Origin of the sequence: Aurantiacibacter gangjinensis (assembly GCF_001886695.1) — a bacterium.
In the GTDB taxonomy this organism is placed as follows: domain Bacteria; phylum Pseudomonadota; class Alphaproteobacteria; order Sphingomonadales; family Sphingomonadaceae; genus Alteraurantiacibacter; species Alteraurantiacibacter gangjinensis.
Map to the genome: position 1 here is coordinate 17100 of NZ_CP018097.1, position 22003 is coordinate 39102.

17 protein-coding genes and 1 other RNA gene are annotated in these 22003 nt (G+C 62.2%); 8 read left to right on the forward strand and 10 right to left on the reverse strand.

The window, feature by feature from the left end; genetic code table 11:
* Positions 1-31: 31 nt before the first annotated feature.
* Together BMF35_RS00090 and BMF35_RS00095 are read left to right on the forward strand one after the other, a co-directional pair.
* Positions 32-1282 (forward strand): N-succinylarginine dihydrolase, encoded by a 1251-nt coding sequence (locus BMF35_RS00090; protein WP_047006171.1) that lies wholly within the window; start codon positions 32-34, stop codon positions 1280-1282.
* 126 nt (positions 1283-1408) lie between these two features.
* Positions 1409-1660 carry a hypothetical protein gene (locus BMF35_RS00095; RefSeq protein WP_047006172.1) on the forward strand — a complete coding sequence of 84 codons (252 nt, stop codon included), beginning with the start codon at positions 1409-1411 and terminating at the stop codon, positions 1658-1660.
* A 92-nt stretch (positions 1661-1752) separates the two neighbouring features.
* Here BMF35_RS00095 and ssrA read toward each other — a convergent pair.
* Together ssrA and mscL are read right to left on the reverse strand one after the other, a co-directional pair.
* Positions 1753-2096, reverse strand: a transfer-messenger RNA (tmRNA) gene (gene ssrA, locus BMF35_RS00100).
* Between the two features lie 19 nt (positions 2097-2115).
* Positions 2116-2553 carry a large conductance mechanosensitive channel protein MscL gene (mscL, locus tag BMF35_RS00105; RefSeq protein WP_047006173.1) on the reverse strand — a complete coding sequence of 146 codons (438 nt, stop codon included), beginning with the start codon at positions 2551-2553 and terminating at the stop codon, positions 2116-2118.
* Between the two features lie 160 nt (positions 2554-2713).
* On the opposite strand from mscL, the gene BMF35_RS00110 reads away from it, so the two are divergent.
* The 5 genes from BMF35_RS00110 to BMF35_RS00130 are packed head-to-tail and all read left to right on the forward strand — an operon-like array spanning position 2714 to position 6374.
* Positions 2714-3316, forward strand: coding sequence for a LemA family protein (locus tag BMF35_RS00110; protein ID WP_047006174.1), 603 nt, complete (start codon positions 2714-2716; stop codon positions 3314-3316).
* On the forward strand, positions 3313-4218 hold the full coding sequence (locus tag BMF35_RS00115; RefSeq protein WP_236781528.1) for a TPM domain-containing protein: 906 nt from the start codon (positions 3313-3315) through the stop codon (positions 4216-4218). The genes BMF35_RS00110 and BMF35_RS00115 overlap by 4 nt, the downstream gene beginning before the upstream one ends.
* A 2-nt stretch (positions 4219-4220) precedes the next feature.
* Positions 4221-4901, forward strand: coding sequence for a TPM domain-containing protein (locus tag BMF35_RS00120; RefSeq protein WP_173426181.1), 681 nt, complete (start codon positions 4221-4223; stop codon positions 4899-4901).
* 21 nt (positions 4902-4922) lie between these two features.
* Positions 4923-5465 carry an NUDIX hydrolase gene (locus BMF35_RS00125; RefSeq protein WP_047006176.1) on the forward strand — a complete coding sequence of 181 codons (543 nt, stop codon included), beginning with the start codon at positions 4923-4925 and terminating at the stop codon, positions 5463-5465.
* Positions 5466-5513: 48 nt separating this feature from the next.
* Complete coding sequence (locus BMF35_RS00130) at positions 5514-6374, forward strand: hypothetical protein (RefSeq protein WP_047006177.1); 861 nt, start codon at positions 5514-5516, stop codon at positions 6372-6374.
* Positions 6375-6522: 148 nt separating this feature from the next.
* Here BMF35_RS00130 and BMF35_RS00135 read toward each other — a convergent pair whose 3' ends face one another.
* From BMF35_RS00135 to BMF35_RS00170, 8 genes are all read right to left on the reverse strand, one after another.
* Positions 6523-7104, reverse strand: coding sequence for a LuxR C-terminal-related transcriptional regulator (locus tag BMF35_RS00135; RefSeq protein ID WP_047006585.1), 582 nt, complete (start codon positions 7102-7104; stop codon positions 6523-6525).
* 83 nt (positions 7105-7187) lie between these two features.
* Positions 7188-8945: an ATP-binding cassette domain-containing protein gene (locus BMF35_RS00140; RefSeq protein WP_047006178.1), complete on the reverse strand. Its 1758-nt coding sequence runs from the start codon at positions 8943-8945 to the stop codon at positions 7188-7190.
* 94 nt (positions 8946-9039) lie between these two features.
* Positions 9040-10533 (reverse strand): tryptophan halogenase family protein, encoded by a 1494-nt coding sequence (locus BMF35_RS00145; RefSeq protein ID WP_047006179.1) that lies wholly within the window; start codon positions 10531-10533, stop codon positions 9040-9042.
* 88 nt (positions 10534-10621) lie between these two features.
* Positions 10622-12658, reverse strand: a complete 2037-nt coding sequence (locus BMF35_RS00150; protein ID WP_156172059.1) for a glycoside hydrolase family 97 protein — start codon at positions 12656-12658, stop codon at positions 10622-10624.
* Positions 12655-14253, reverse strand: a complete 1599-nt coding sequence (locus tag BMF35_RS00155; protein ID WP_047006180.1) for an alpha-amylase family glycosyl hydrolase — start codon at positions 14251-14253, stop codon at positions 12655-12657. The genes BMF35_RS00150 and BMF35_RS00155 overlap by 4 nt, the downstream gene beginning before the upstream one ends.
* Positions 14250-16109, reverse strand: coding sequence for an alpha-amylase family glycosyl hydrolase (locus BMF35_RS00160; RefSeq protein ID WP_418202105.1), 1860 nt, complete (start codon positions 16107-16109; stop codon positions 14250-14252). Before BMF35_RS00160 ends, BMF35_RS00155 begins: the two co-directional genes overlap by 4 nt.
* Positions 16109-17620, reverse strand: a complete 1512-nt coding sequence (locus BMF35_RS00165; protein ID WP_047006181.1) for a tryptophan halogenase family protein — start codon at positions 17618-17620, stop codon at positions 16109-16111. Before BMF35_RS00165 ends, BMF35_RS00160 begins: the two co-directional genes overlap by 1 nt.
* A 120-nt stretch (positions 17621-17740) precedes the next feature.
* A complete protein-coding gene (locus tag BMF35_RS00170) occupies positions 17741-20524 on the reverse strand; it encodes a TonB-dependent receptor (protein ID WP_047006182.1) in 2784 nt (927 codons plus the stop codon).
* Between the two features lie 349 nt (positions 20525-20873).
* Between BMF35_RS00170 and BMF35_RS00175 the strand changes: the two genes are divergently transcribed.
* Entirely contained in the window at positions 20874-21908 is a 1035-nt protein-coding gene (locus BMF35_RS00175) for a LacI family DNA-binding transcriptional regulator (protein ID WP_047006183.1), read from the forward strand.
* The last annotated feature ends 95 nt before the right edge of the window (positions 21909-22003 follow it).

Consider the following 22003-nt stretch of genomic DNA (forward strand, 5'->3'; position numbering starts at 1 on the left):
ACAGGCTCAGGGTGAGCGGAAAGACATTCGGATGGCCCTTCAAGAAATCAATTTCGACGGCATCGTCGGCCCCAGCCACAATTACGCCGGCCTTAGCCTTGGCAACCTTGCGGCGACGAAGAATGCCGGGGCCAGGTCCTACCCGCGTGCGGCCGCGCTGCAGGGTGTCGCCAAAATGCGGCAGAACATGGAGCGGGGCCTGGCGCAGGGCTTCTTGCTGCCGCTGCCGCGTCCCAGCAAGCAATGGCTGGATGAGATTGCTGCCGACGATGACACCGACCCCGCGCTGATCGCGGCGGCTTGGTCTGCCAGTTCCATGTGGACGGCCAATGCCGCCACCGTCAGCCCGGCGCCCGATACGCCGGATGGTATCTGCAAGTTGAGCGTCGCCAACCTCGTCACCATGCCGCATCGCAGCATGGAATGGCCGGACACATACGACCAGCTCAGCCTCGCATTTGCGGACCCTGCGCATTTTCGCGTGATGCATCCGGCCCCCGCCTGTTTCGGCGATGAAGGCGCGGCCAATCACATGCGCTTTTGCGAAGGGCACGGCGGCAAGGGCGTGGAAGTGTTCGTCTACGGCCGCAGCGGCGGCCCTTTCCCCGCGCGCCAGCATGAACAGGCGAGCCGCACCGTGGCGCGGCGGCACGGTCTCGATCCGGCGCGCACGGTGTTCATTGAGCAAAACCCCGAAGCCATCGCGGCAGGTGCGTTTCACAACGATGTAGTGGCGGTGGCGAATGAACGGGTGCTCTTCACCCACGCCCGGGCCTTTGCCGACCAGTCCGCGGCCTATGCAGCGATCCGCGCAGCCTTCCCCGCGCTGGAAGTGGTCGAGGTGCCGGAAGAAGCCGTGAGCCTTTCCGAAGCCATCGGCACCTATCTCTTCAATTCGCAACTGGTGACTTTGCCCGACGGGTCGATGGAATTGGTCGCGCCCGGCGAATGCGCGGACAGCAAAGCCGTGACCGCATGGGCTGCAGAGGCGGTCGGCGGCAATCAGCCCATTCGCGCCATACGCTATGTCGATGTGCGCCAATCCATGGCCAATGGCGGCGGCCCGGCATGCCTGCGCCTGCGCGTGGTCGCCGATCCGGCCAAGGTGGACCAACGCTTTATGCTTGATGAAAACAAGGCTGCGTTACTGGAGGATGTGATCGGGCAATACTGGCCCGAACATATCGACACCGGCGAAATCGGCTCCGACACGCTTGCCGGCACCATCCGCATCGCTCGGGCCGCATTGCTGGACGCGCTGGGGATCACCGAACTTGCCTGACATTTGCCGTCCCTGTCGGCCTCGTTTACACTCGCAGATCGGTTAACCATAGAAAGCGCGGAACTGCGCGATTGGCACGCTCGTTGCGAGGTCAAAGGTTAAAGAGAAACGGGTGCAAAAACAGGCATGTTCAGGAAGATAGGCCGATTGTTCGTGATCAAGACACGCTTAGAAGCGTTCTTGATCATTTACGCGCTGGCGCTGGGCGCAACCAGCCGCGGCGCAGCCTATCTGGAAGAGTATCCCGGCTGGCCCGGCATTCTGCTGTTCCTCGCCTGCACGGGCGCTGTGTTCTTGGCCGGCGCGAAGATCTTGGATTGCCTGAAGCACGAGCGTGCGGCGAAAGAGGCCGCGAAGGCCATTCCTGAGAAAATCTAGCAGTCAGCGCACGCTCCCAGCTGCGCTCAGCATCTTTTCGAGTATCGTGTGATAAGGTGAGGGTTTCTGTTGCTAGCTACCCTCGGAGCCCCGGAATCCGCTTCTGTTGCCCGGTGGGTCCAACCGCGCTTTAGCTTTGTAATGTCAGTCCGTTAGGACGTCGAATTACGCTGCAATAGCGAGTGCTTCGTTATCGTTGGCACTTATAGGTTTTGAACAGTTTTACGGGGTTTTCAGCCCGGGCAAAAACACTGTCTTTCAGCACACGTCGATCCTAGTTCGGCCCCATCAGGAACGGCGGAAAACCGCCATTTTTGGTGGAGCCGCCGGGTACTGCCCCCGGGTCCGTTGTACCTATTACACAGCGCAATTTATCGCCATATCCCGCAAAAACGGGCAGGACCTATATAGGCCCCGCCCGCTTAATGTGAAGTGTATTGGGTAGAGAGGCGCGCTCAGGGGCGCTTCTTCAACTCGTCGCGAATTTCCTTGAGCAGGTCGATCTCGGTCGGACCTGCAGGTTCTTCCGCCGCCTTCTCCTCCTCGAATCGGGCCGTCACCTTCTTGGTGTAGCGGACAAGCAGGAAGATGATGAACGCGAGAATCAGGAAGTTTACGATGGCGGTGATGAATGCGCCGTAGCCTATCATCGCAGCGCCTGCTTCTTTCAGCGCAGCGTAATCGCTGGGGTCGCCATCATAGCCATCCGGAGCGGAGAGGAGGATGAAATAATTGGAGAAATCCGCCCCGCCGAATACATAGCCGACAAGCGGCATGATAACATCGTCCGTCAGCGAACTGACGATCACGGCAAAGGCCCCTGCGATGATGACCGCAACGGCCAGTTCCATCACATTGCCCTTGGCGATAAATTCCTTGAAATCCTTCAGCATCGCAGTCCCCGTCCGATTGTCTTTGATGGTTATAGTTTACGAATATTCATCCCATTGGAAAGCCCCGGCGCATTGCGTTCGTGTTTGAAAACATTCGGCGGCGTGCTATATTCACAATACACCTGCCCGTCAGGCCACTCGTTCAGGAAGGACCCGCCCCATGCTCAAGCGCATTTCGATGCTGTTCGCCCTCATCCTCGGCAGCGTGGCGCTTGCCTCCTGCGGGATCAATTCGGTGCCCACCAAGGAGGAAGCCGCCAAGGCGCAGTGGGGCAATGTGGAAAGCGCGTTGCAGCGCCGCAGCGATCTAATTCCCGGCCTCGTCGAGATTGCACAGGCGGAAGCCATTTCGGAGCGCAATATCCTGACCGAAGTGATCGACGCGCGAGCGAGAGCGACTGCGATCAACATTACGACAGACGACCTGTCCGATCCTGAAACTTTCGAGAATTTCCAGGCCTCGCAGAACCAGTTGACGCAGGCGCTCGGCCAGTTGCGTACCGTGATCGAGAGCTATCCCGAAATCAGCAGCAGTGCCGCTTGGGCCGACCTGCGCGTGGCCTTGGACGAGGCGAACAATCTCGTGAATACGGAGCGCGTGCGCTACAACGATGCGGCGCGCGACTATAACACCGAGATCCGCACCTTCCCCTCCACGATCGGCGCAAATATCATTCATGGGTCCGAACCGCTGGAATATTTCGAAGCGAGCGAGACGGACAATCCCGACGTCGATCTCTCGCGCATTATCGATGAAGAGTGAGGCGCGCGCTGCCTTTCATCATCCCGATTGCCGAGCGTGAAGGGCGCGGCAGCGTGATCCGCTTCGTCGCCATGCTGTTCGCGGCGCTCACGCTGCTAGCCACGCCGGTTGCCGCGCAGGATTACGACCTGCCACCTCGGCCCGACGTGCCGGTTTACGATGGCGCGGATATCCTCTCCGGACAGACCGAGGCCGATCTCAACGAGCGGCTGACAGCGTATAATCTCGAAACCGGCCACGCCATCGTGATCGCGACAATCCCGTCACTGGATGGCGCGGTCCTCGAACCCTATGCCACGGCGCTGTTCGCGGATTGGGGCATCGGCGGGGCGCAGCGCGATACCGGTCTGCTTCTGCTGGTTTCCCGCGATGATCGCCGGATGCGGATAGAGGTGGGGTACGGCCTGCATCCCTATTTCGGCGGCATCATGTCCGGCAGGGTCATCAACAACGTCATCACGCCGCGCTTTCGCGAAGGTGATTACGATGCGGGCGTCACCGAAGGCGTGGATGCCATTCTCGCTCACCTCGCCAACTCGCCGGAGGACGCCATCGCGATAGAGGAAGCAGCCCAGGCCTCTGCCGAGAACCACCGCAAAAGCGATGGCGGCATACCTATCGGCACCTTCATCTGGATCGGCTTCCTGTTCTTCTTCTTCATCCTGCCCGCCATCACCGGCGGCAAATCGCGCCGCTATCGCCGCCGTAGCGCGCTAGGTGGCGCGGTGGGCGACATCATCCTGTGGGAAGCCGGAAAGGCCATCGCACGCGGTGCCAGCGGCTCTCGTGGCGGCAGTTGGGGCGGCGGCTTTGGCGGCGGCGGCGGGTTTTCCGGTGGCGGTGGATTCGGTGGCTTCGGAGGCGGTATGTCGGGAGGCGGCGGCGCCTCGGGGGGATGGTGACAATGCCGATATTGAGCGAAGCGGAACACAGGATCGTCTCGGACGCCGTGGAGCAAGCCGAAGCGACGACGAGCGGCGAGATCGTACCGGTCATCGCGCAAATGTCCGATGGCTATTCCGATATCGCGCTGACATGGGCCGCCGCGCTTGCCTTTACAGTGATGAGCGTGCTCCTTGCCTTTCCCGAAGCGGCGACCGGTCAATGGGATGCGGTGTTTGCAGGCGGATGGAGCGGCGAGGAGTGGTCGCTCGGTAATTTCGCCAGCCTTGTGGTCGGCAGCGGGCTGGTGGTGTTCGCGCTGGTCTGGCTTCTTTTGCTGATCCCGGCTGTGCGTTTCGCCCTCATTCCCGGCCCCATAAAAACGCAGCGCGTGCGCGATGCCGCCATCCGCCATTTCAAGGTTGGCGCGGACGGGCAGACGCATGGCAAGACCGGCGTGCTGCTCTATCTCTCCATGTCCGAACATCGCGCCGAAATCGTCGCCGACGAACCGATCCACGAGAAAGTCGATCCAGACGTCTGGGGCGAGGCGATGGCCGACATGCTGGCCGAAATCCGTGAGGGACGCGTGGCGGAAGGAATCGCTGCCGGCGTGCGCGATGTAGGCGTAGTTCTCTCGCAACATTTTCCGCGCGGAAGCGATGACGAGAACGAATTGCCCGACCGCTTGATCGAGCTGTGATGCTTCGATAGCGCAGCGCGCATGAGCGAACCCGAAGACCTGCCGCCCGAAAAGACCCTCTGGAAGGGCAAGTGGATCGAGGCGCGAAGTCGCGGCAGGTGGGAATATGCCGCGCGCACCGACGCCATCAGGGCTGCGGTGATCCTCGCCATTGAGGATGGTCACGTGCTGCTGGTGGAGCAATTCCGCTACGCGTTATGTCGTCGCACGCTGGAACTTCCCGCCGGCCTGATCGGCGACGATGACGGCGCAGACGACGACAGCGCGCTGGATGCCGCTAAGCGCGAATTGGAAGAAGAGACCGGCTACCGCGCGCACCATTGGGAGGAGGTGGGCGAATTCTTCTCTTCCCCCGGCATGACCAGCGAAGGCTTTACGCTACTCAAGGCCACGGGCCTTACCAAGGTCTCGGACGGTGGCGGCGTGGAGGGGGAAAACATCACAGTCCACCGCGTGCCGCTGGCAGGCTTTGCTGCCACCGTTGCCGATTTCCGCGCGCGCGGCCTTGTGATGGACACGCGAATGCTGCTCATGCTCGGCCCGCAACTTCTAAGTGACGACTGAGGCGCTCGCTTTGTCTACCAAGCGCAATTCTAAGAGACGCTTCACGCCATGACCGATCCAATCGACACCCTGATCGCTGAAGAGAGATTGCCTGCCGATTACCGCGACGTGGTGGAGCGGCACTGGACACCCCTTGCAACGCAAATCGCGCGCCGTGCTGCCGGCCGGACACCGCTCATCGTCGGCATCAATGGTGCGCAGGGCACCGGCAAGAGCACGGTCTGCCGTTTCCTGGAGATATTGCTGAAAAAACGCGGCCTGCGCGCCGTCACCCTGTCCATCGACGACATCTACCTGGCAAAGTCGCAACGGCAGCAACTTGCGGCGGAAGTCCACCCGCTTTTCGCGACACGCGGCGTACCGGGCACGCATGCGCCGGGATTTGCCTTCGACATTATCGAGGCTGTGCTGGCGGGCCGCACTTTCGAGATGCCCCGCTTCGAGAAGAGTCGCGATGACCGGGCGAAGCAAGGCGTCACCATATCAGGCCCCGTCGATGTCCTGCTGTTCGAGGGCTGGTGTGTCGGGGCCAAGCCACAGCCGGAAGCAGCGCTGGCGGAGCCGGTCAACGCTCTGGAAGCGGAGGAAGACCCGGACCTCGTATGGCGCAGCCTCGTCAATATGTGGCTCGGCGCCGATTATGCCCGGCTCTTTGCGCAGCTCGATATGCTCATCATGCTGAAGGTTGCGGATTTCGATGCGGTGCGTCGCAACCGGGCCTTGCAGGAAGCGAAGCTGCGCGAGCGCGAACCCGACGCGCCCGGCCTTATGAGCGACGAGGAGGTTCAGCGCTTTCTCGATCTGGATGAACGACTAACCCTGCACATGCTCGAAGAGATGCCGCAGCTCGCCGATATCGTCATCCCGATCGGGCCCGATCAACGACCCGTCGCAACTGGTGCTGCCTGATAGGGGGGCATCGTAGCCGGAGGAGGTGGGATGGAGAGCAGGGCGTGGAGGGAAGGAAGGTGGGCCCCGCTGGCCGGCTACGATGCCTTCTCTGCCTAGACCAAGTCCCGATAAAGGAAATACGGGCTTTGGGCCCGTCGTTAACCGGTTAGATACCCGCTTCGACAGCCAGCCGGATCATCTCCGCACTGCTCTGCGCGCCCAGCTTGTCCATGGCAATGCCGCGATGCATTTTGATGGTCTTTTCCGATAGGCCGAGTTCCCACGCGATCTGCTTGTTTCTCAGTCCCTTGGCGACCATTTCCAGCACTTCCAGCTGGCGCTTGGAGAGATCCTTGATCTTCTCGATAGCGCGCACCCGGCGGGTCAGGCTCGGGCCGCTGGCATCTTCATCAAGCTCGACCTGCGAGCCGAAGAAATATTCGAGTTCGCCTTCCTCATCGAAAATCGGCGCGACAACCACGGCGTTGCGAAATGCGCCGCCGTCCTTCTTATAATTGAGAATCTCCACCATCACGGGCTTACGCTCGCGCACCCCTTCGCGGATGGTTTCGGTGAGCCAGGGCTCGGTGCCAGGACCGGAAAGGAATCGGCAATTGCGCCCGACGATCTCGTCCTCGGCATAGCCGGTAAGGTCGATAAATGCCTGATTGCACGCAATAATCGGATTGTCGGGCAAGCGAGGATCGCTCACCACGGAGGCGATCGGGCTGCCGCCGATCAGTTCCATTGCCGCGTCGGCAGAGGCGTCTTTGCTTTTTCCCACCACACTATGGTCTTTAGACGGTGCCAGGCGGGCACGTAAAGCCTGCGTTAGTTCAGCAACTGCGCTTTTCCGCCGCGTATCGTGATCTTGATGTCGGCCAGGTCGCGGGCATTATGGGAGTGGGACACCATCACGATAATGCCCTGCCCGGCGACGGCTTTCAGGCGGGAGACGACCTCGCGCTCCAGCACGGCATCCATGGCCGATGTCGCTTCGTCGAGGATGAGGATGTGACGCGGCCTCAACAGGGCGCGCGCGAGGCACAGGCGCTGGCGCTCTCCGCCCGACAAGCGCGCTCCGCCATCGAGCAACGCCTCATCCAGGCCGCCGGGCAGGCTGCGTACGAGATCGTCGGCGCAAGCCGTTTTCAGCGCATCCCATATCGCATCGTCATCCGGCGTGAGGTCCGGCCAGCACAGATTTTCGCGCACCGTGCCGTCGAAGAGGAAGGGTTCTTGCGGCGCGAAGGCAATCCCCGCCTGCCATGCCCGGCGGGTCGCCGGCGTCAGTTCGAGCTGTCCGCTGCGCATCGTCCCGGTGGCAGGCAAGTGCAGACCCGCGATGAGTTCTGCCAGCGTGGATTTGCCCGCGCCCGAGGGGCCGCCGATATGCGCCAGCGTTCCGGGTGGCAGGCAAAGTTCGTCGACTTGCGCCAGTATGAGCGACTCGGCGCCGGGGCCGGCCACCTGCACAGTGCAATCGTGCCAGATGAGTGAGCCGGTCATCTCGCCGTGCGAGCCAGACTTTGCGTCGCTCTCGACATCGTCGCTCTTCGCCGCCTCGAGCTCCGCCTCGACCGTCAGCAAATCGCTATAGGCAGGAAGCGCGTAGGCCACCGACTGGATGCCGCCGAACAGGGCGATCAGGCTGGGCGCGAGGCGCAGGATGATCGCGGCCATCACCAACAGTTCCGGCCCCGTGAGGCCAAGCAGGCCATAGCCGATTAGCAGCACAGCCAGCGCGCCGACGGCGGCGAGAATCTGGATAGCGTTGCGAAGGTTCGCCTGCTGGCGGGTGAAGGCGATGAAGATCGCGCGCACTTCGGCAACCTGCCGCGCAAATCCGTCTGCCAAAGTGTTTTCGGCGCGGGCGCTCTTCGCGGTCTTCAGGCCTTCCAAAAAGCGCGTCGTTTCGCTCATTACGCTGCGATGGGCGAGGTTGAGCGCCTCGCCGGCTGCGTGGCTGCGCCTGCTCCACGCAAAAGCGAACACGAGCCCCGCTGCCAGCATGGCGAGCAGCGCGATGCCCAGCACGCTCGATACGATGAATGCGGTCGCGAGCAGCGCCAGCCCGAGCGCGAAGGTCACCAGCGTACGTGCCAGAAAGTCCATGGCGACGGCGACGCGCTCGATATTGTTCGTCATCATGTCGAGCAGGTGGGCGCGCCGGTAGCGCTTGATGACCGGCCATTGTGCATCGGCTAGCTTGCCGAAGAAGCGATGCCGTTCAGCGTCCACAAAGCCTTGTGTCAGCTCCATCAGCAGGACATCGCGGCGTAGCAGGATCGCCGCGCGCAGGATCACCAGCGCCACGAAGCCGCTGCCAATGACTGCCAATTGCTGCATGGTGCTGGTCGCCCCGACATCGCGCAGCACGCCGATCACTCGCTGCGTCACGCCCGTGCCCTGCCCGGCTGCATCGCCGCCTTGCGCAAAGATGACTTCCGCGACCGGCAGAAGGAGCATGATGCCTGTCCCTTCCAATATCGCGGCGAGGATGACGACAATCGCCGTTTGCACCGCGCTCGGCCGGATATAGCGCAGGATGCTGCGGAACAGCGCGGACGCACCTGTAGCGGGGCGCAAGGAAAATTCATCGATAGGCGAAGGTATCCGTCTCACGATCGCAGGCGTAACAGGTAGCACACGGCGATGGTAGTTCAGCTGCAAGCCGCGGCGATCAGCTCCAGTCGACAGGGGAGAAGTTGCGCGCACATGCGGCCAGCATCGACGTGATGGCCCCATGGTCAGCCGCTTTCAGGTTGGCAGGCAGCGGCTGCATCTTCGCAGGCGCCGGGAAAGTTCCGTATCCGGCAAACAGGCAGTGCCAGCTGGCCGCGGAATAGGCCTGCACCGAATATCGCTCTGCATTCGTGGCAGCGATGTCCTTATGTGTGAACCACGCGGTGATCATAGCCTTGAGTTCGTCCGACAGGTTCTGGTTCGCCGCATTGTCGCGCCAGAAGGCTGCGTCGCTGCGCTGGTTCAGACGGTAGTGCCCGACGATGTAATCGCGGATCGCTTCATAGCGCAGCGCCGTCTGGCGATTGAAATGGTCGCGATGCTCGGGCGAGAATCCGCCTGCCTCATACGCGGCTGCGAAGTCGAGTGCAGTGGCGATGACGATGTGCAGCGCGGTCGCTTCCAGCGGTTCGATGAAGCCCTGTGCGAGACCCGCCGCAAGGCAATTGCCGCGCCAGCTTTTCGCCATGCGACCCACTTTCATGCGAAGGAAGCGCGGTTCTGTCTCGTCATCCTTCAGGCCGACAGCGTGCAGCAATTCCGCCGCCGCGTCCTCATCCGAGATGTATCGGGAAGAATAGACATAGCCATTGCCGGTGCGCGTGGTGAGCGGGATATGCCAGCGCCAGCCGGACGACATGGCGATGGCGCCAGTCTGCGGCTTGAACTGCGCGACCTTTTCGGTCGGAACCACTACGGCCCGGTCGGCGAACAGGTTTTCGGCGAAGGGCAGGAACTCCCCGCCAAGCGCGTCGCCCGCGATCATGGCGCGGAAACCCGAGCAATCGACGAAGATGTCGCCCTCGATCCGCTCCCCGCCCTCGCATAGCAGGGCAGCGACATCGGTATGGCCCGATAGCTCCACCTTTTCTGCCTTTAGCGCCCTATGATCGACGCCGCGCTCTACCGCCCAGTCGCGCAGGAAAGCGCCGAGCTTGTAAGCATCGAAATGATAGCCGTACGTCGGCGGGAACGGGAATGTGTCGGCAGGTTGCGGACCGCTGCCCGCATCGGCCAGTATCGAGGCCAGGAACCAGTCATCGGGGTGCGCGGGAACATCGAAGCCGCGCCGCGCCAGCGTGCAGTTCTGTGTGAAGTCCGGCTCGCTATGCAGGTCCACTGCGCACGGGAACGGATGGAAATAGCTCTCGAAGCCCGGCCGCTCGCTCCAGCCGGTGAAGCGAATGCCCAGCTTGTAAGTCGCATCGCAGGCCGCCATCCAGTCCGCTTCGGCAATGCCGAGATGGTCGAACATGGCTTTCAGCTGCGGGGTCGATCCCTCGCCCACGCCGATGATCCCAATTTCCGGACTTTCGACCACGGTCACCTTGCCGCCATGCTCACCCCATGCTTTGTGCAACAGGCAGGCGGTGATCCACCCTGCGCTGCCGCCTCCAAGGACGACGACATGAGGCGGCATTGGCTCGCTCATCTATAGACCGGCACACCGGAACTCGCCTGCTGCACCGCCACACAGGATGCGAGAGCGAAGCAGGCAAGGCCGAGGACGAGCGCGCGGATCATTCGCCGGAAAGCGCGATCTCGATAGCGAAGCCGCCGGCGCGGGCCATGTGGACGTCCAGCGTATCGCCTTGGCGCACCGTTACCGTCCGCACATTCATGGCGTGGCGATCATCGCCCATGCCGTCCGCCCCTTCACCGTCTTCCCAGATGGTCGCGAGATATTCCGCGCCCGGATCGAGGAAGTCGAGCGTGATCGTGGTGTCGCGCGGCTGCTCGTCCGTCGTGCCACCGACGAACCACGTGCTGTCCTCGCGCACCTGCCGTGCAATCACGGCATATTCGCCCACCGCGCCATCAAGCAGGAGGCTCTCCTCCCAATCGACGCCGACCCGCTGCACGAAGTCGAGCGCGCGTGGCCAGGCGGCGATGTTCTCAGGAATGTCGGCGACCATCTGGATGGGCGAATAGATGGTGATGTAGAAGGAAAGCTGGCGGGCCAGCGTGCTGGGAATGTCCGGCTCGGCCGCGCCGCGGCCTGCCAGAGAGAACACGCCGGGCGTGTAATCGAACGGGCCTGACAGCATGCGCGTGAAGATCAGTTCGGGCACATGGCCCGGATCGTTCTTCGGCACCGCCCATGCGTCGTATTCCGCCCCGCGCGCGCCTTCTCGGCTGACCCAGTTGGGATAGGTGCGGCGAAGGCCAGTATCCTTGATCGGCTCATGCGGGTTCATCGCGATGCGGTGTTCAGCCGCTTCGCGCACCACGCGCAGGTGGTGGTTCACCATTTCCTGTCCGTCATGCCAGACGAAGGTCTCTCCGCCCTCACCGTCGGGCGCGATCACGCCGCCCGCATCGGCGACATAGCCGCTTTTCACGGCATCGATGCCGAGGCTTTCGTAAAAGGCCATCGCCTCTTCCAGCTGCGCTTCGTAAACGTCGATATTGCCGCCGGTCTCGTGGTGGCCGATGATCCGCACGCCGCGTTCGCGGGCGTAATCGGTGACTGCAACGATGTCGAAATCGGGATAGGCTTCGGTAAAACTGAACTCGCGGCCATTGCCGAACCATGCGCCGTCCCAGCCGAGGTTCCAGCCTTCGATCAGAATGCCGCGAAAGCCGTTTTCCGCAGCGAAGTCGATGATCTCACGCGCGCGCTCGGTCGTTGCGCCGTGGCGCTCTCCGGAGGCCCAGCTATGGGTGTCGAGATGCATCTCCCACCATATGCCGAGATAGGTGTGCGGCTCGAACCAGCTGACATCGCCCAGCACATTGGGCTCGTTCAGGTTGAGGATCATTGCGCTTTCGAACAGTCCGGCAGCGCCATCGGCGATCTGGATCGTGCGCCATGGCGTGTGGAAAGCGCCTTCGCGGATCACTTTCGGCCCGCGCGGACTGGGCGACAGCTGCGCGCGCAGGCGCGTGCCTTCCATGCGTCGCAGCCACATGCCGGAATAATCGACCAGAGCGGCCTCGTGGAAAGAGATATGCGTGCCATTCTCGAGGATCATGGTAACGGGCGTGTGCACCGTGGAGAGCGCGCTGATCGGCGTGCGCTCGTAGAGATATTCATAGCGATTCCAGTCGCCTGCCGGGATCGACCAAGCCTCGCCATCGCTGGCGATGCGGAATTCGGTCAGCTCCTCGGCGATATTGGCGACAGGCAGGCTATCCTGCTCGGGGAATTCCATGCGGAAGCCGATGCCATCGTCGAACACGCGCATGCGCACCGTCATCTGCCGCGCGGCATCATCCTGCTGGCGGAAAGTGACGGCCAGCTCGTTATGCCGGTCCGTAATGATGCGGCGCTCGCCCCAGGGCTGCTCCCACGTCGTATCGACACTGTTGGTGGTTTCTTCGACGATCGCGAAATTGCGGCGCATGGGATCCACATCGGTGAATGTGAAACCGATGGTGCTTTCGGTGATTACCGGCTCGCCGTCGAAGGAGACCGAATAGCTGGGCACGCCTTCGCCCGTCGCATCCAGCGTGGCGACGATGCGACCATCGGGAGAGGTTACGGTGCCCGCATGCGCCAGCGCGGGGAAAGCAGCCAGCGCTGCGGCGAAAGCGACGGATCGGATCATATTCATGGTTGCACCACCAATGCAGCAAATGGAGGAAGGCGGGAAGCGGTAGCGTCATTGACAGTTGCCAGCACCTTGCCGGCAGCTTCACCGGGCTGGAGCGACAGTTGCTCGCCGCCGGTATTGATAAAGGCCGTGACCATCTCGCCGTCGGCCACCCGTTCCAGCACGAGCATGTCACCGCGTATCTCGCAGCGGCTGATCGCGCCGTAGCGCAGAGCCGGATGGGCATTGCGCATCTTGAGCATAGCCCGCGTATGGTTGAGCAGCGAGGCGGGATCGTTCTCCTGCCGCTCTACCGAACGGCCGAAATTATCCTCGCCCACTGGCAGCCATGGCGTATCGCTGCCAAAGCCGGCGCAGCCGCAGCCGTCTTTCCACGGCATGGGCGTGCGCGCGCCATCGCGGCTTAGCGTCAGTGGCCAGTTGGCGATGGCTTCGGGATCATGCAGCTGGTCGAACGGGATATCGACCTGTGTCAGGCCCAGTTCCTCCCCCTGGTAGATGATGATGTTGCCGCGCAGTACAGCCAGCAGCAGCGCCTTCATCCGCGCATAGGCAGGCCGATCCTCCGGTGCACACCAGCGCGAGAGAGCGCGTGGAGCATCGTGGTTCTCAAAAGCCCAGCTGGGCCAGCCCATGCCTTCCTTGTCGGGCCACATGCCCAGCGCATCGCAGACGAGGCCGGGCGTCAAGGCATCGGCATAAAGGAAATCGAACCCATACGCGGAATTGAGGTGGCTCTCGCCCAGCGTAAACAGCTTCATCTCGCGGTCGGCATCGTCACCGCCCACTTCGGCGACCGTGAAGATCGCGTCATACTGGTCAGTCAGCTTGCGGATGCGCGCGATGAAGTCGGGAATGTCGGGATGCGACTGGTTGTGGATGCGCAGCTGGAAATCGAACGGGCGCGTGCGCTGCTTGCCGTTGTCCGGTGCCGGCGGATTATCCTTCAGCTCCGGATCGTGCATGGCAAAATTCAGCGCATCGATACGATAGCCGTCGACGCCGCGATCCAGCCAGAAGCGCATCACGTCCAGCACGGCATCCTGCACATCGACATTGTGCAAGTTCAGCTGCGGCTGCGAGGCGAGGAAATTGTGCAGGTAATACTGCCCGCGGCGCGCATCCCATGTCCAGGCCGGACCGCCGAACACGCTCTGCCAGTTGGACGGTGGCGAGCCATCGGCCTTCGGGTCCGCCCACACATACCAGTCCGCCCTGGGGTTGTCGCGGCTGGCGCGGCTTTCCTCGAACCAGGCGTGCTCGTCCGATGTATGCGAATAGACCTGGTCGATCAGGACCTTGAGGCCGAGCTCGTGCGCGCGGGCGACCAGCGCGTCGAAATCGTCCAGCGTGCCGAAGATCGGGTCGACGTCGCGGTAATCCGACACGTCATAGCCGAAATCCTTCATCGGGCTGGCGAAGAACGGGCTGATCCAGATACCGTCGACGCCCAGGCTGGCGACATGGTCCAGCTTGGCTGTAATGCCCGGCAGGTCGCCGATCCCGTCGCCATTGGAATCCATGAAGCTGCGCGGATAAATCTGATAGATCGCTGCGCCTTTCCACCATGGCATAGAGGATTGCGACGCGCTCATTCGGCGCGCTCGCTGACGCGGCACAACGCCCAGCCAAAGGCCGGGATTGTGAAGGCTGCGCTGCCGGGTGCGGTCGGCGCGGCGGGGCAATCGCCTTCGATTGCGACAAAGGCGCGCGCATCGTAGGGCACCCACATATTGACAGAGCGTTCCTCGCCGCTCGTGTTGAATACGGCCAGCACTTCCTGCCCGCCTTCCTCGTCCACGCGGCTGACCGCGAAGAGGCCTGGTTCCTGCTCGTAATGCCGCACCATCTGGTGCCCTCGGGTGAGAGCGGGATGGCTAAGGCGGATCTGCGAAAATCGCGCAATCAGCTGGTAGAGCGGATGCGTCTGGTCGAAATTCTCTTCCGCCGTGGTCGCATCGGTGCCGATCAGGTCGTTGTCGTTATATTCGTCCACCAGGCTGGGAAACAGCGTCTCGCGCGCCATCTGGTCGTTGCCGTCGCCGACAAAGCCCTGCTCGTCGCCGTAGTAGACGGTCGGCGATCCGCGCAGGCTCATCATCATAGCGTGGCCGAGCATCACGCGGCTCAGCAGCTCGTCCTGCGAGATCTCGGGCATATCCTGCTTTAACAGGGTGGAGAAGCGGCCAAGATCGTGATTGCCGAGGAAAGTCGGCAGGTTGAGCGCGGCATCTGCACCGCCTTCGTACAATACGTCGCCATCGTAGAGGCGATTGAGGATGAAGGTGCCCTGCCCGCGCCCCAGCACTTCGCGCATGGCGGAGGCGAAGGCGAAATCCAGCACTGCGGGCAGTTGGTCACGGCGGGTATATTCAGCGATATAGCCGGCGGTCGGTTCCTCCGCGAAGACCTCTCCGAACATGTGGAAGTTGGGTATACCCGCCTGATCGGCGCAGCGTTCCATCGCCGGAATAAATTCGTGCCAGAAGCCGGGATCGACATGGCGCGCCGTATCGATGCGGAAGCCATCGACGCGAGTGGTGGTGATCCAGTCGCAGAAAATATCGATCATCCCGGCGCGCACGCGGGGATGCTCTGTGAAAAGGTCGTCCAGCCCGACGAAATCGCCCAGCCGAGCGCTTTCTCCGGTGAAGGTCGTATCGCCGCGATTGTGGTAGTAGATCGGATCGTTGAGCCAAGCGGGCACTTTCACATCGCGCTCCGCCTCCGGCACGACCGGGGTGTAGGCCCATGTCGGATCGGTCAGGCGCGCGAAGTTCTTCTCGCTACTGTCGCCCGGCCCCATGAAGCCTTCATTGATCGGCGCACCGTCCGGCCCACCGCGCGTAGAATAGGGAAAATCGCCTTGGCTGCGATAGGCGTAGCCAGTCTCATCACCCTCTGCGAAGCGGATCACATCGGCGGTGTGGTTGGTGATGATATCCATATAGACCTTCATCCCGCGCGCATGGGCCGCGTCCACGAAGGTGGCGAACTCTTCCGGCGTGCCGAAATGGCTGTCGGGCCGGGTGAAATCGGTGACCCAATAGCCGTGATACCCGGCGCTTTCGTCACCCGGAGGGCCCTGAACAGGCTTGTTCTGGAAGATCGGCGCGAACCAGATGGCGGTGATGCCCAGTTCCTCGAGATAATCGAGCCGCGAAGTCAGGCCTGCCAGGTCCCCGCCATTAAAGAAACCGCGATGGGTCGGGTCGAAGCCATGCTCCAGCCGCCCACCTTCGAAGCCGCCGGTATCGTTGGACGTATCGCCGTTCTCGAAGCGGTCGGGCAGGACGAAGTAGATGACCTCTTCGCTCGGCAGACGCTCCAGATAGGCCGCATCGTCCATCGTCGCCGCATCGGTGCGGGCGGGCATGGTTGTTTCCTGCGCGGTGGCACAAGCGGGCAGCATGGTGGCGGCGAGTGCCATGGCAAGAGCATTACGGATCATCATGCGGGTATCTCCGTGCGGACCATGCCGCCTGTGTAGGATTGCAGGAATTCGGTGTGATTTGTCATCGGCTGCACAGCAGCGTCCAGCGCGCCTTCGACGCCTTCAAGCATGGCGCGCAGATCGCTTTCGGGCAGCGCATCGGCAAGCGGGTTGTAGCTTTGCGCCTTGACGCCTTGCCCGGCGAGCACCTGGAACCAGCCGACCTCGGTAAACAGCTCTTCATGCTCGCGGTGGATGAAGCCGGTTGCTTTCCATTGCGCGATCTTTGCGCTGAGCGTGTCGGGAAGGTCCATGGTGCGCACATGATCCCAGAAAGGTTCGCCCTCGCGCTGGTTGGCGGTGTAATGCAGCACGAGAAAGTCGCGAATACGCTCCCACTCGAAGCGGCTTTGCGCATTGAACCAGTCGATTGTCGCGGGGTCGGCCCTGCCTCCGGGGACGACCGAGAGGAAGCGGCTGATCGCGCTCTGGATCAGGTGGATGCTGGTCGATTCCATCGGCTCCATGAATCCGGCGGAGAGGCCCACGGCAAGGCAATTGCCAACCCAGTGCTGCCGGCGCGCGCCCGTGGTAAAACGAATTGGGCGCGGATCGGCCTGTACTTCGCCATCGAGATTGGCGAGCAGCGTTTCGGCGGCCTCGTCATCAGACATGAAGTCCGCGCAGTAGACCAGCCCGTTGCCGATGCGATGCTGTAGCGGAATGCGCCACTGCCAGCCTGCCTTGCGCGCGGTGGCGCGGGTGTAGGGCGTGATCTCGGCCACTCCTTCGCACGGCACGGTTATGGCACGATTACAGGGCAGGTAAGCGCTCCAATCGTCGAAGCGCGCTTCCATTGCCTCGCCAATCAGCAAGGCGCGAAAACCGGTGCAATCGATGAAGAAGGTACCTTCGATGCGCTCGCCATCGTTCAGCGCCAGAGCGGTAATGTCGCCGCTCTCGCCATCGCGTTCGACCGACGCAATTACGCCTTCCACCCGTCGCACGCCGCGTGCTTCGGCGAAGTCGCGCAGGAAGGCGGCATAAAGGCCGGCGTCGAAATGGTAGGCGTAGGGCAGTTCGATGCCCACGCTGGTTCGGCCCTTCTGCATCCGCATCTGCCGCGCGGCTGTCTCATTCAGCGAATAGGCGGAGAGCGGCTTGGCGAAGCCGAGCTGCCGGGCGCGAATCCAGTAATGCTGGAAGGGCAGCAGGCCATGCGCGCGCCCGATTGGGCCGAAAGCGTGCATGTAACGCTCGCCCGCACGCAGCCAGCCGTCGAATTCGATGCCGAGCTTGAAGGTGCCACGCGTCGCGCGCAGGAATTCGCGTTCGTCGAAACCGAGCGCGCGGTTGAAATTGTGGATTTGCGGGATCGTGGCCTCGCCCACGCCCACAGTGCCGATCGCATCGCTTTCGACCAGTACGATCCGTGTACCCGGCGGCGTAAAGCGGGATAGCGCAGCCGCAGCCATCCAACCCGCCGTGCCACCGCCGGCGATCACGAAGGTATGTGGAACAGTGTCCATCATAAATCTGCCTCTGTGCAGCGTCGTGGACGCGCCACGCTACAGTAGCATGGCAGCACAGTTATGAGACCGGCGGGGAGCTTATTAGGGAGGAGCAACTCCCCGCCGGTCTGCGACCCGTCAGAAACGGTAGGTAAAACCTGCCTGGAACCGACGGCCATATTCCTGATAATCGATCACGGCGCGCGGATCACCGACATCAAATTCGGACACGAACGGGGTGTTGGTGAGGTTCGAGCCGTTGAGGTAGATGTTCAGGCCATCCAGCGCACCGCCTTCGAACTCGTAACCGATCTGAGCATCGACGATGGTTTCGGGGCGAGCCACACGGCGAACGATGTTGCCACCGAAGCCCGAGAAATCGGCAAGGAACTCGCTACGATAGCGCACGCTTCCGCGAATGTTGAAACCGCCGCGCTCGTAATAGGCCGTGCCGTTAGCAACCCATTCCGAATAGCCGGGGATCGCGTCGATATTGCCGTTAAAGTCTTCGATTTTCGTCTCGGTCCAGCCCACACCGCCGGTCACGCCGAACCCTTCCAGCGCGCTGGTGAAGATGTCGAACGGGATCGTGGTGGAGAGTTCGACGCCGTAGAAATCGCCGCCGCTGGTGTTGACCGGCGCATCGAGCGTACCGACCAGCGTTGCAGGCGGCTGGCCTGCGGGCAGCGGGAAGCCGGCATAGTTGAACACCGTGCGACCATTGGCGATGTAGTTCTCGATGTCCTTGTAGAACAGCTGGAGCGCAACCACACCCGAGCCGCCGCCGAAATAGCGCTCGACATTGAAGTCGATGGCGTTTGCCCGATACGGGCGCAGGGTCGGGTTGCCGCCCCCACCGCTGATGAACGGGATCTGGCCGGTCGGGCTGTCCGCCGGGTTGTTGTTCAATCCATAACCGATGGCCGAACGCAGCGAGTCGAGGCGGGCGCGCTGGATCTGGCGAGATGCGGCCAGACGGAACACCCAGTCGCTGTCGAGACGCACGCTCAGGTTCATGCTGGGCAGCACATCCCAATAACGATCCCCAAGCACCACATCGACCTGCTGTCCGGCAGCAAAGGCCACACCGCTCGATTCCTGCTCGGTGTAAACCGCCTGCACACCGATGTTACCGGTGATCATGCCGGCACCGATGTCACGCTCGATATCGAACTGGAAATAACCGGTGTAGAGGTCTTCCGCGATGGCATAGGCCTTCGCCGGAATGTCGTTCGACAGGTTCGGCGAAAGGGTCAGCACACCGGCATCGATAATGTCGCGGACATCGTAGCTTACGATCGGACCGAGGCCGAGATAGCCGAGATCGGTCGAGCGCTGCAAGAACTGGCTGGGGATCGGAACTTCCCTGGCGCCATTCGCCGGCTGCACGAAGAACTCATCCGGCGTCAGGCTCTTGTCGCGGTCGGTGTAGTTAAAACCGACATGCACGGCAGATACCCAACCCCACAACTCGCGTGAGACACCGATGCGATACTGGAACAGCTCGTCATCGATAATGCGATTGTTGAAGTAACCGGCCTGTACACGGCCACCATCGTCGGGATCACCGCCCCAGCCCAGTGGGTCGGTCAGTACGATAAGATTGGGGTCGGAATAATCGAGGGTCGGATCAAAGCTGGTACCTTCGCTGTCCGAAACGAACCGAATCGTATCTGACGGGCTGGTGCCATCGCCCTGTGGGTCGAAGCCGTCGCCATTGTAACCGGTGCCCGAATAGCTTTCGATGCTCAACTCATTGCGATCGGTGCGCGAGTAACCGAAATCGAGAAACGCGCTCCAGCCGTCATTGTTTTCCCAAGCGAGGTTGACACCGCCCGAATAGAGGTCTGCCTCACGCTCGAAGATGTCGTTGCGCACTACGCCCCGCACGTCTGTAAATTCTCCCGATGTCGCAAAGCCGCCGTCCACCGTGCCGGTCGACGGGTCGAACGGATCGACATCGAAACCACCACCGAAACCGAGCGGAAGCTCGATACCGCGCTTGAACTGCTCATCGCTGAAATTCGAATAGAAGCCATCAACCGTCAGCATGAGGTTGGACGAGAGCTCCGCCTGCACCGTACCGTTGAAGCCGATGCGCTCGAGACCGGTCGAGGTCACGAAGCTCTTGTTGCCGCCGATGACATACGGGCTGCCCGGCTGGCCGTTTCCGGCATAGCCCCAGGCGTTGAACTCCTGCAGCTGGTACGGCTCATTCGTGTAGGCAACGGCCAGCGCTACACCCACCGTATCATCGGCGAACTGATCCACGAAAGTAGCGTTGGCACGGTAGCCAATATCATCGGACCCGGCGTTCAGCGCACCGAGATCGGCGTAGGAAACGCGGCCGCCGATGGCGAGAACACTCTCGTTCACTTCCAGCGGGCGGATGGTGCGGATGTCGATCGTGCCGACAAGGCCCTGGCCCACGAGGCTGGCTGCCGGCGTCTTGTAGACGACGACCTGGTTGACGATTTCAGAGGGGTACTGGTCGAATTCGACCGAACGGCTATCGCCGGTGGAAGTCTGCTCGCGTCCGTTCAAGATGGTCTGCGAGAAATCGGGGCCGAGGCCGCGGATAGAGATGACGTTGGCGCGGCCATTCAGGCGCTGCGACGTCACACCAGGTAGGCGGGCAATCGATTCACCGATGGAGGCATCGGGCAGGCGGCCGATATCTTCCGCGGTGACCGATTCGAGGATTACATCGTTGTCGCGCTTTTCCGAAACTGCGCTCTCCAGCGAGGCGCGGAAGCCGGATACGATGATGACATTGTCGTCCTCATCGTCGGCATCGGTTTCGGCCTGCTGGGCGTCGGGTTCGTCGGCGTCCTGCGCGAAAGCGACCGATGGCAGCGTCAGCGCGGCGATGGCAAATGCAGTCGTGCTGGCACCTGCGCGAAGCGAATTACGGATATTCATGTGGGTGTCCCCCGGCATATGAGCTGGCGGCGAACGCATCGCCTGTCAGCATGTCCTCTTCCAATCCACGTCCTGGAACTATCGTTTTCCCGCGACGCTTGGCTGTCATCTACTTGTCAAATAGCGCGCGTTGGAAGACAGCATACGTATACGCAATCTATGCGAAGCGCCCGATTGTGGCACTTTTGCCGCAGGCCGTTGCAGCCCTGTCATCAAAGGTGCGGCGCGACATTATTGCTACGGCGCGCGGCAATCGGCGCAGGTGTCTTTGGCCCATGTTTCCAAATCCGGAGCCAGCGTATAATGAGGACGGGTCGGTGCTTGGAGGAGAGGCGCCGCAGGAGGAGCAATGGGACGCGCGCCAACAGGTCGCCCGACCAGTTTCGATATTGCCTATCTGGCCGGGGTTTCCCAGCCGACCGTCAGCCGTGCCCTGCGCGGTGACCGTTCCGTCAGCGAGAAAACTCGCGCGCGCATCCAGCAAATCGCCCGCGATCTCAATTACACGGTCGACAAGAACGCCAGCTCGCTGCGGTCCCAGCGCTCCAACACCATTGCCCTGCTTTTCTTCGAGGATCCCACCCCCGATGAGAGCATGATAAATCCGTTTTTCCTGTCCATGCTCGGCTCTATCACCCGCGCCTGCGCCAATCGCGGGCTCGACCTGCTGATTTCCTTCCAGAGGCAAGAGGATGACTGGCACGCGCAATATCAGGACAGCCACCGCGCCGACGGGCTGATTCTGCTGGGCTATGGCGGGTACAGTTCCTATCGCAAGAAGCTGGAGCAGCTGGAGGCACAGGGTACGCATTACGCCCGCTGGGGATCGGTCAGCCGCGATCTGCACGGTCCTACCGTGGGATCGGACAATGTCGACGCGGGCAGGCAGGTCGGCGATCACTTGCTGAGTTTGGGTCGGCGCAACATCGCCTTCCTCGGCGAGATCGGCGAGGATTGCCCCGAACTGGACGGCCGCTATCGCGGACTGTTGCAGGCCATGGCGGAAGCCGGGCTTTCCATCGAGAGCGTGCTGCAATCCGATGCCATCACGACGGAAGAGGCGGGCTATGCCGCCATGCAGCGCCTGCTGGCGGATGGTGCGAGCTTCGATGCGATATTCGCCGCCAGCGACCTGATCGCAATGGGCGCCATGCGCGCTCTTGCCGAAGCGGGGCGCAGCGTGCCGGGCGATGTGGCCGTTGTCGGCTTCGACGACATTCCTGCCGCCAGCCTCACCAACCCGCCGCTCACCACGATCTCGCAGGACATCAAGAGCGCGGGCGAGCGCTTGGTAGAGACCTTGCTGGCGCAAGTGGAGGGCCGCGACAGGCCCGACAACCGCCTGCCCGCCAAGCTGATCGTGCGCGCCAGCAGCGGCGGCTGATCGCGCCGGCAGTCAACAAATACATTCGTATACGTGTTGAGGCCGCGCCGCTTTGGTGCCAGCTTCGTTCGATTGATGCGAGATGGCGACAGACC

What these genes read in the sequence shown, in the direction of transcription:
- BMF35_RS00090 (WP_047006171.1), top strand. Translation starts at nt 32, where the DNA reads ATGGCCCTTCAAGAAATCAATTTCGACGGCATCGTCGGCCCCAGCCAC.
- BMF35_RS00095 (WP_047006172.1), top strand. Translation starts at nt 1,409, where the DNA reads ATGTTCAGGAAGATAGGCCGATTGTTCGTGATCAAGACACGCTTAGAA.
- mscL (WP_047006173.1), bottom strand. Translation starts at nt 2,553, where the DNA reads ATGCTGAAGGATTTCAAGGAATTTATCGCCAAGGGCAATGTGATGGAA.
- BMF35_RS00110 (WP_047006174.1), top strand. Translation starts at nt 2,714, where the DNA reads ATGCTCAAGCGCATTTCGATGCTGTTCGCCCTCATCCTCGGCAGCGTG.
- BMF35_RS00120 (WP_173426181.1), top strand. Translation starts at nt 4,221, where the DNA reads ATGCCGATATTGAGCGAAGCGGAACACAGGATCGTCTCGGACGCCGTG.
- BMF35_RS00125 (WP_047006176.1), top strand. Translation starts at nt 4,923, where the DNA reads ATGAGCGAACCCGAAGACCTGCCGCCCGAAAAGACCCTCTGGAAGGGC.
- BMF35_RS00130 (WP_047006177.1), top strand. Translation starts at nt 5,514, where the DNA reads ATGACCGATCCAATCGACACCCTGATCGCTGAAGAGAGATTGCCTGCC.
- BMF35_RS00135 (WP_047006585.1), bottom strand. Translation starts at nt 7,104, where the DNA reads ATGGAACTGATCGGCGGCAGCCCGATCGCCTCCGTGGTGAGCGATCCT.
- BMF35_RS00145 (WP_047006179.1), bottom strand. Translation starts at nt 10,533, where the DNA reads ATGAGCGAGCCAATGCCGCCTCATGTCGTCGTCCTTGGAGGCGGCAGC.
- BMF35_RS00150 (WP_156172059.1), bottom strand. Translation starts at nt 12,658, where the DNA reads ATGAATATGATCCGATCCGTCGCTTTCGCCGCAGCGCTGGCTGCTTTC.
- BMF35_RS00155 (WP_047006180.1), bottom strand. Translation starts at nt 14,253, where the DNA reads ATGAGCGCGTCGCAATCCTCTATGCCATGGTGGAAAGGCGCAGCGATC.
- BMF35_RS00160 (WP_418202105.1), bottom strand. Translation starts at nt 16,109, where the DNA reads ATGATCCGTAATGCTCTTGCCATGGCACTCGCCGCCACCATGCTGCCC.
- BMF35_RS00165 (WP_047006181.1), bottom strand. Translation starts at nt 17,620, where the DNA reads ATGGACACTGTTCCACATACCTTCGTGATCGCCGGCGGTGGCACGGCG.
- BMF35_RS00170 (WP_047006182.1), bottom strand. Translation starts at nt 20,524, where the DNA reads ATGAATATCCGTAATTCGCTTCGCGCAGGTGCCAGCACGACTGCATTT.
- BMF35_RS00175 (WP_047006183.1), top strand. Translation starts at nt 20,874, where the DNA reads ATGGGACGCGCGCCAACAGGTCGCCCGACCAGTTTCGATATTGCCTAT.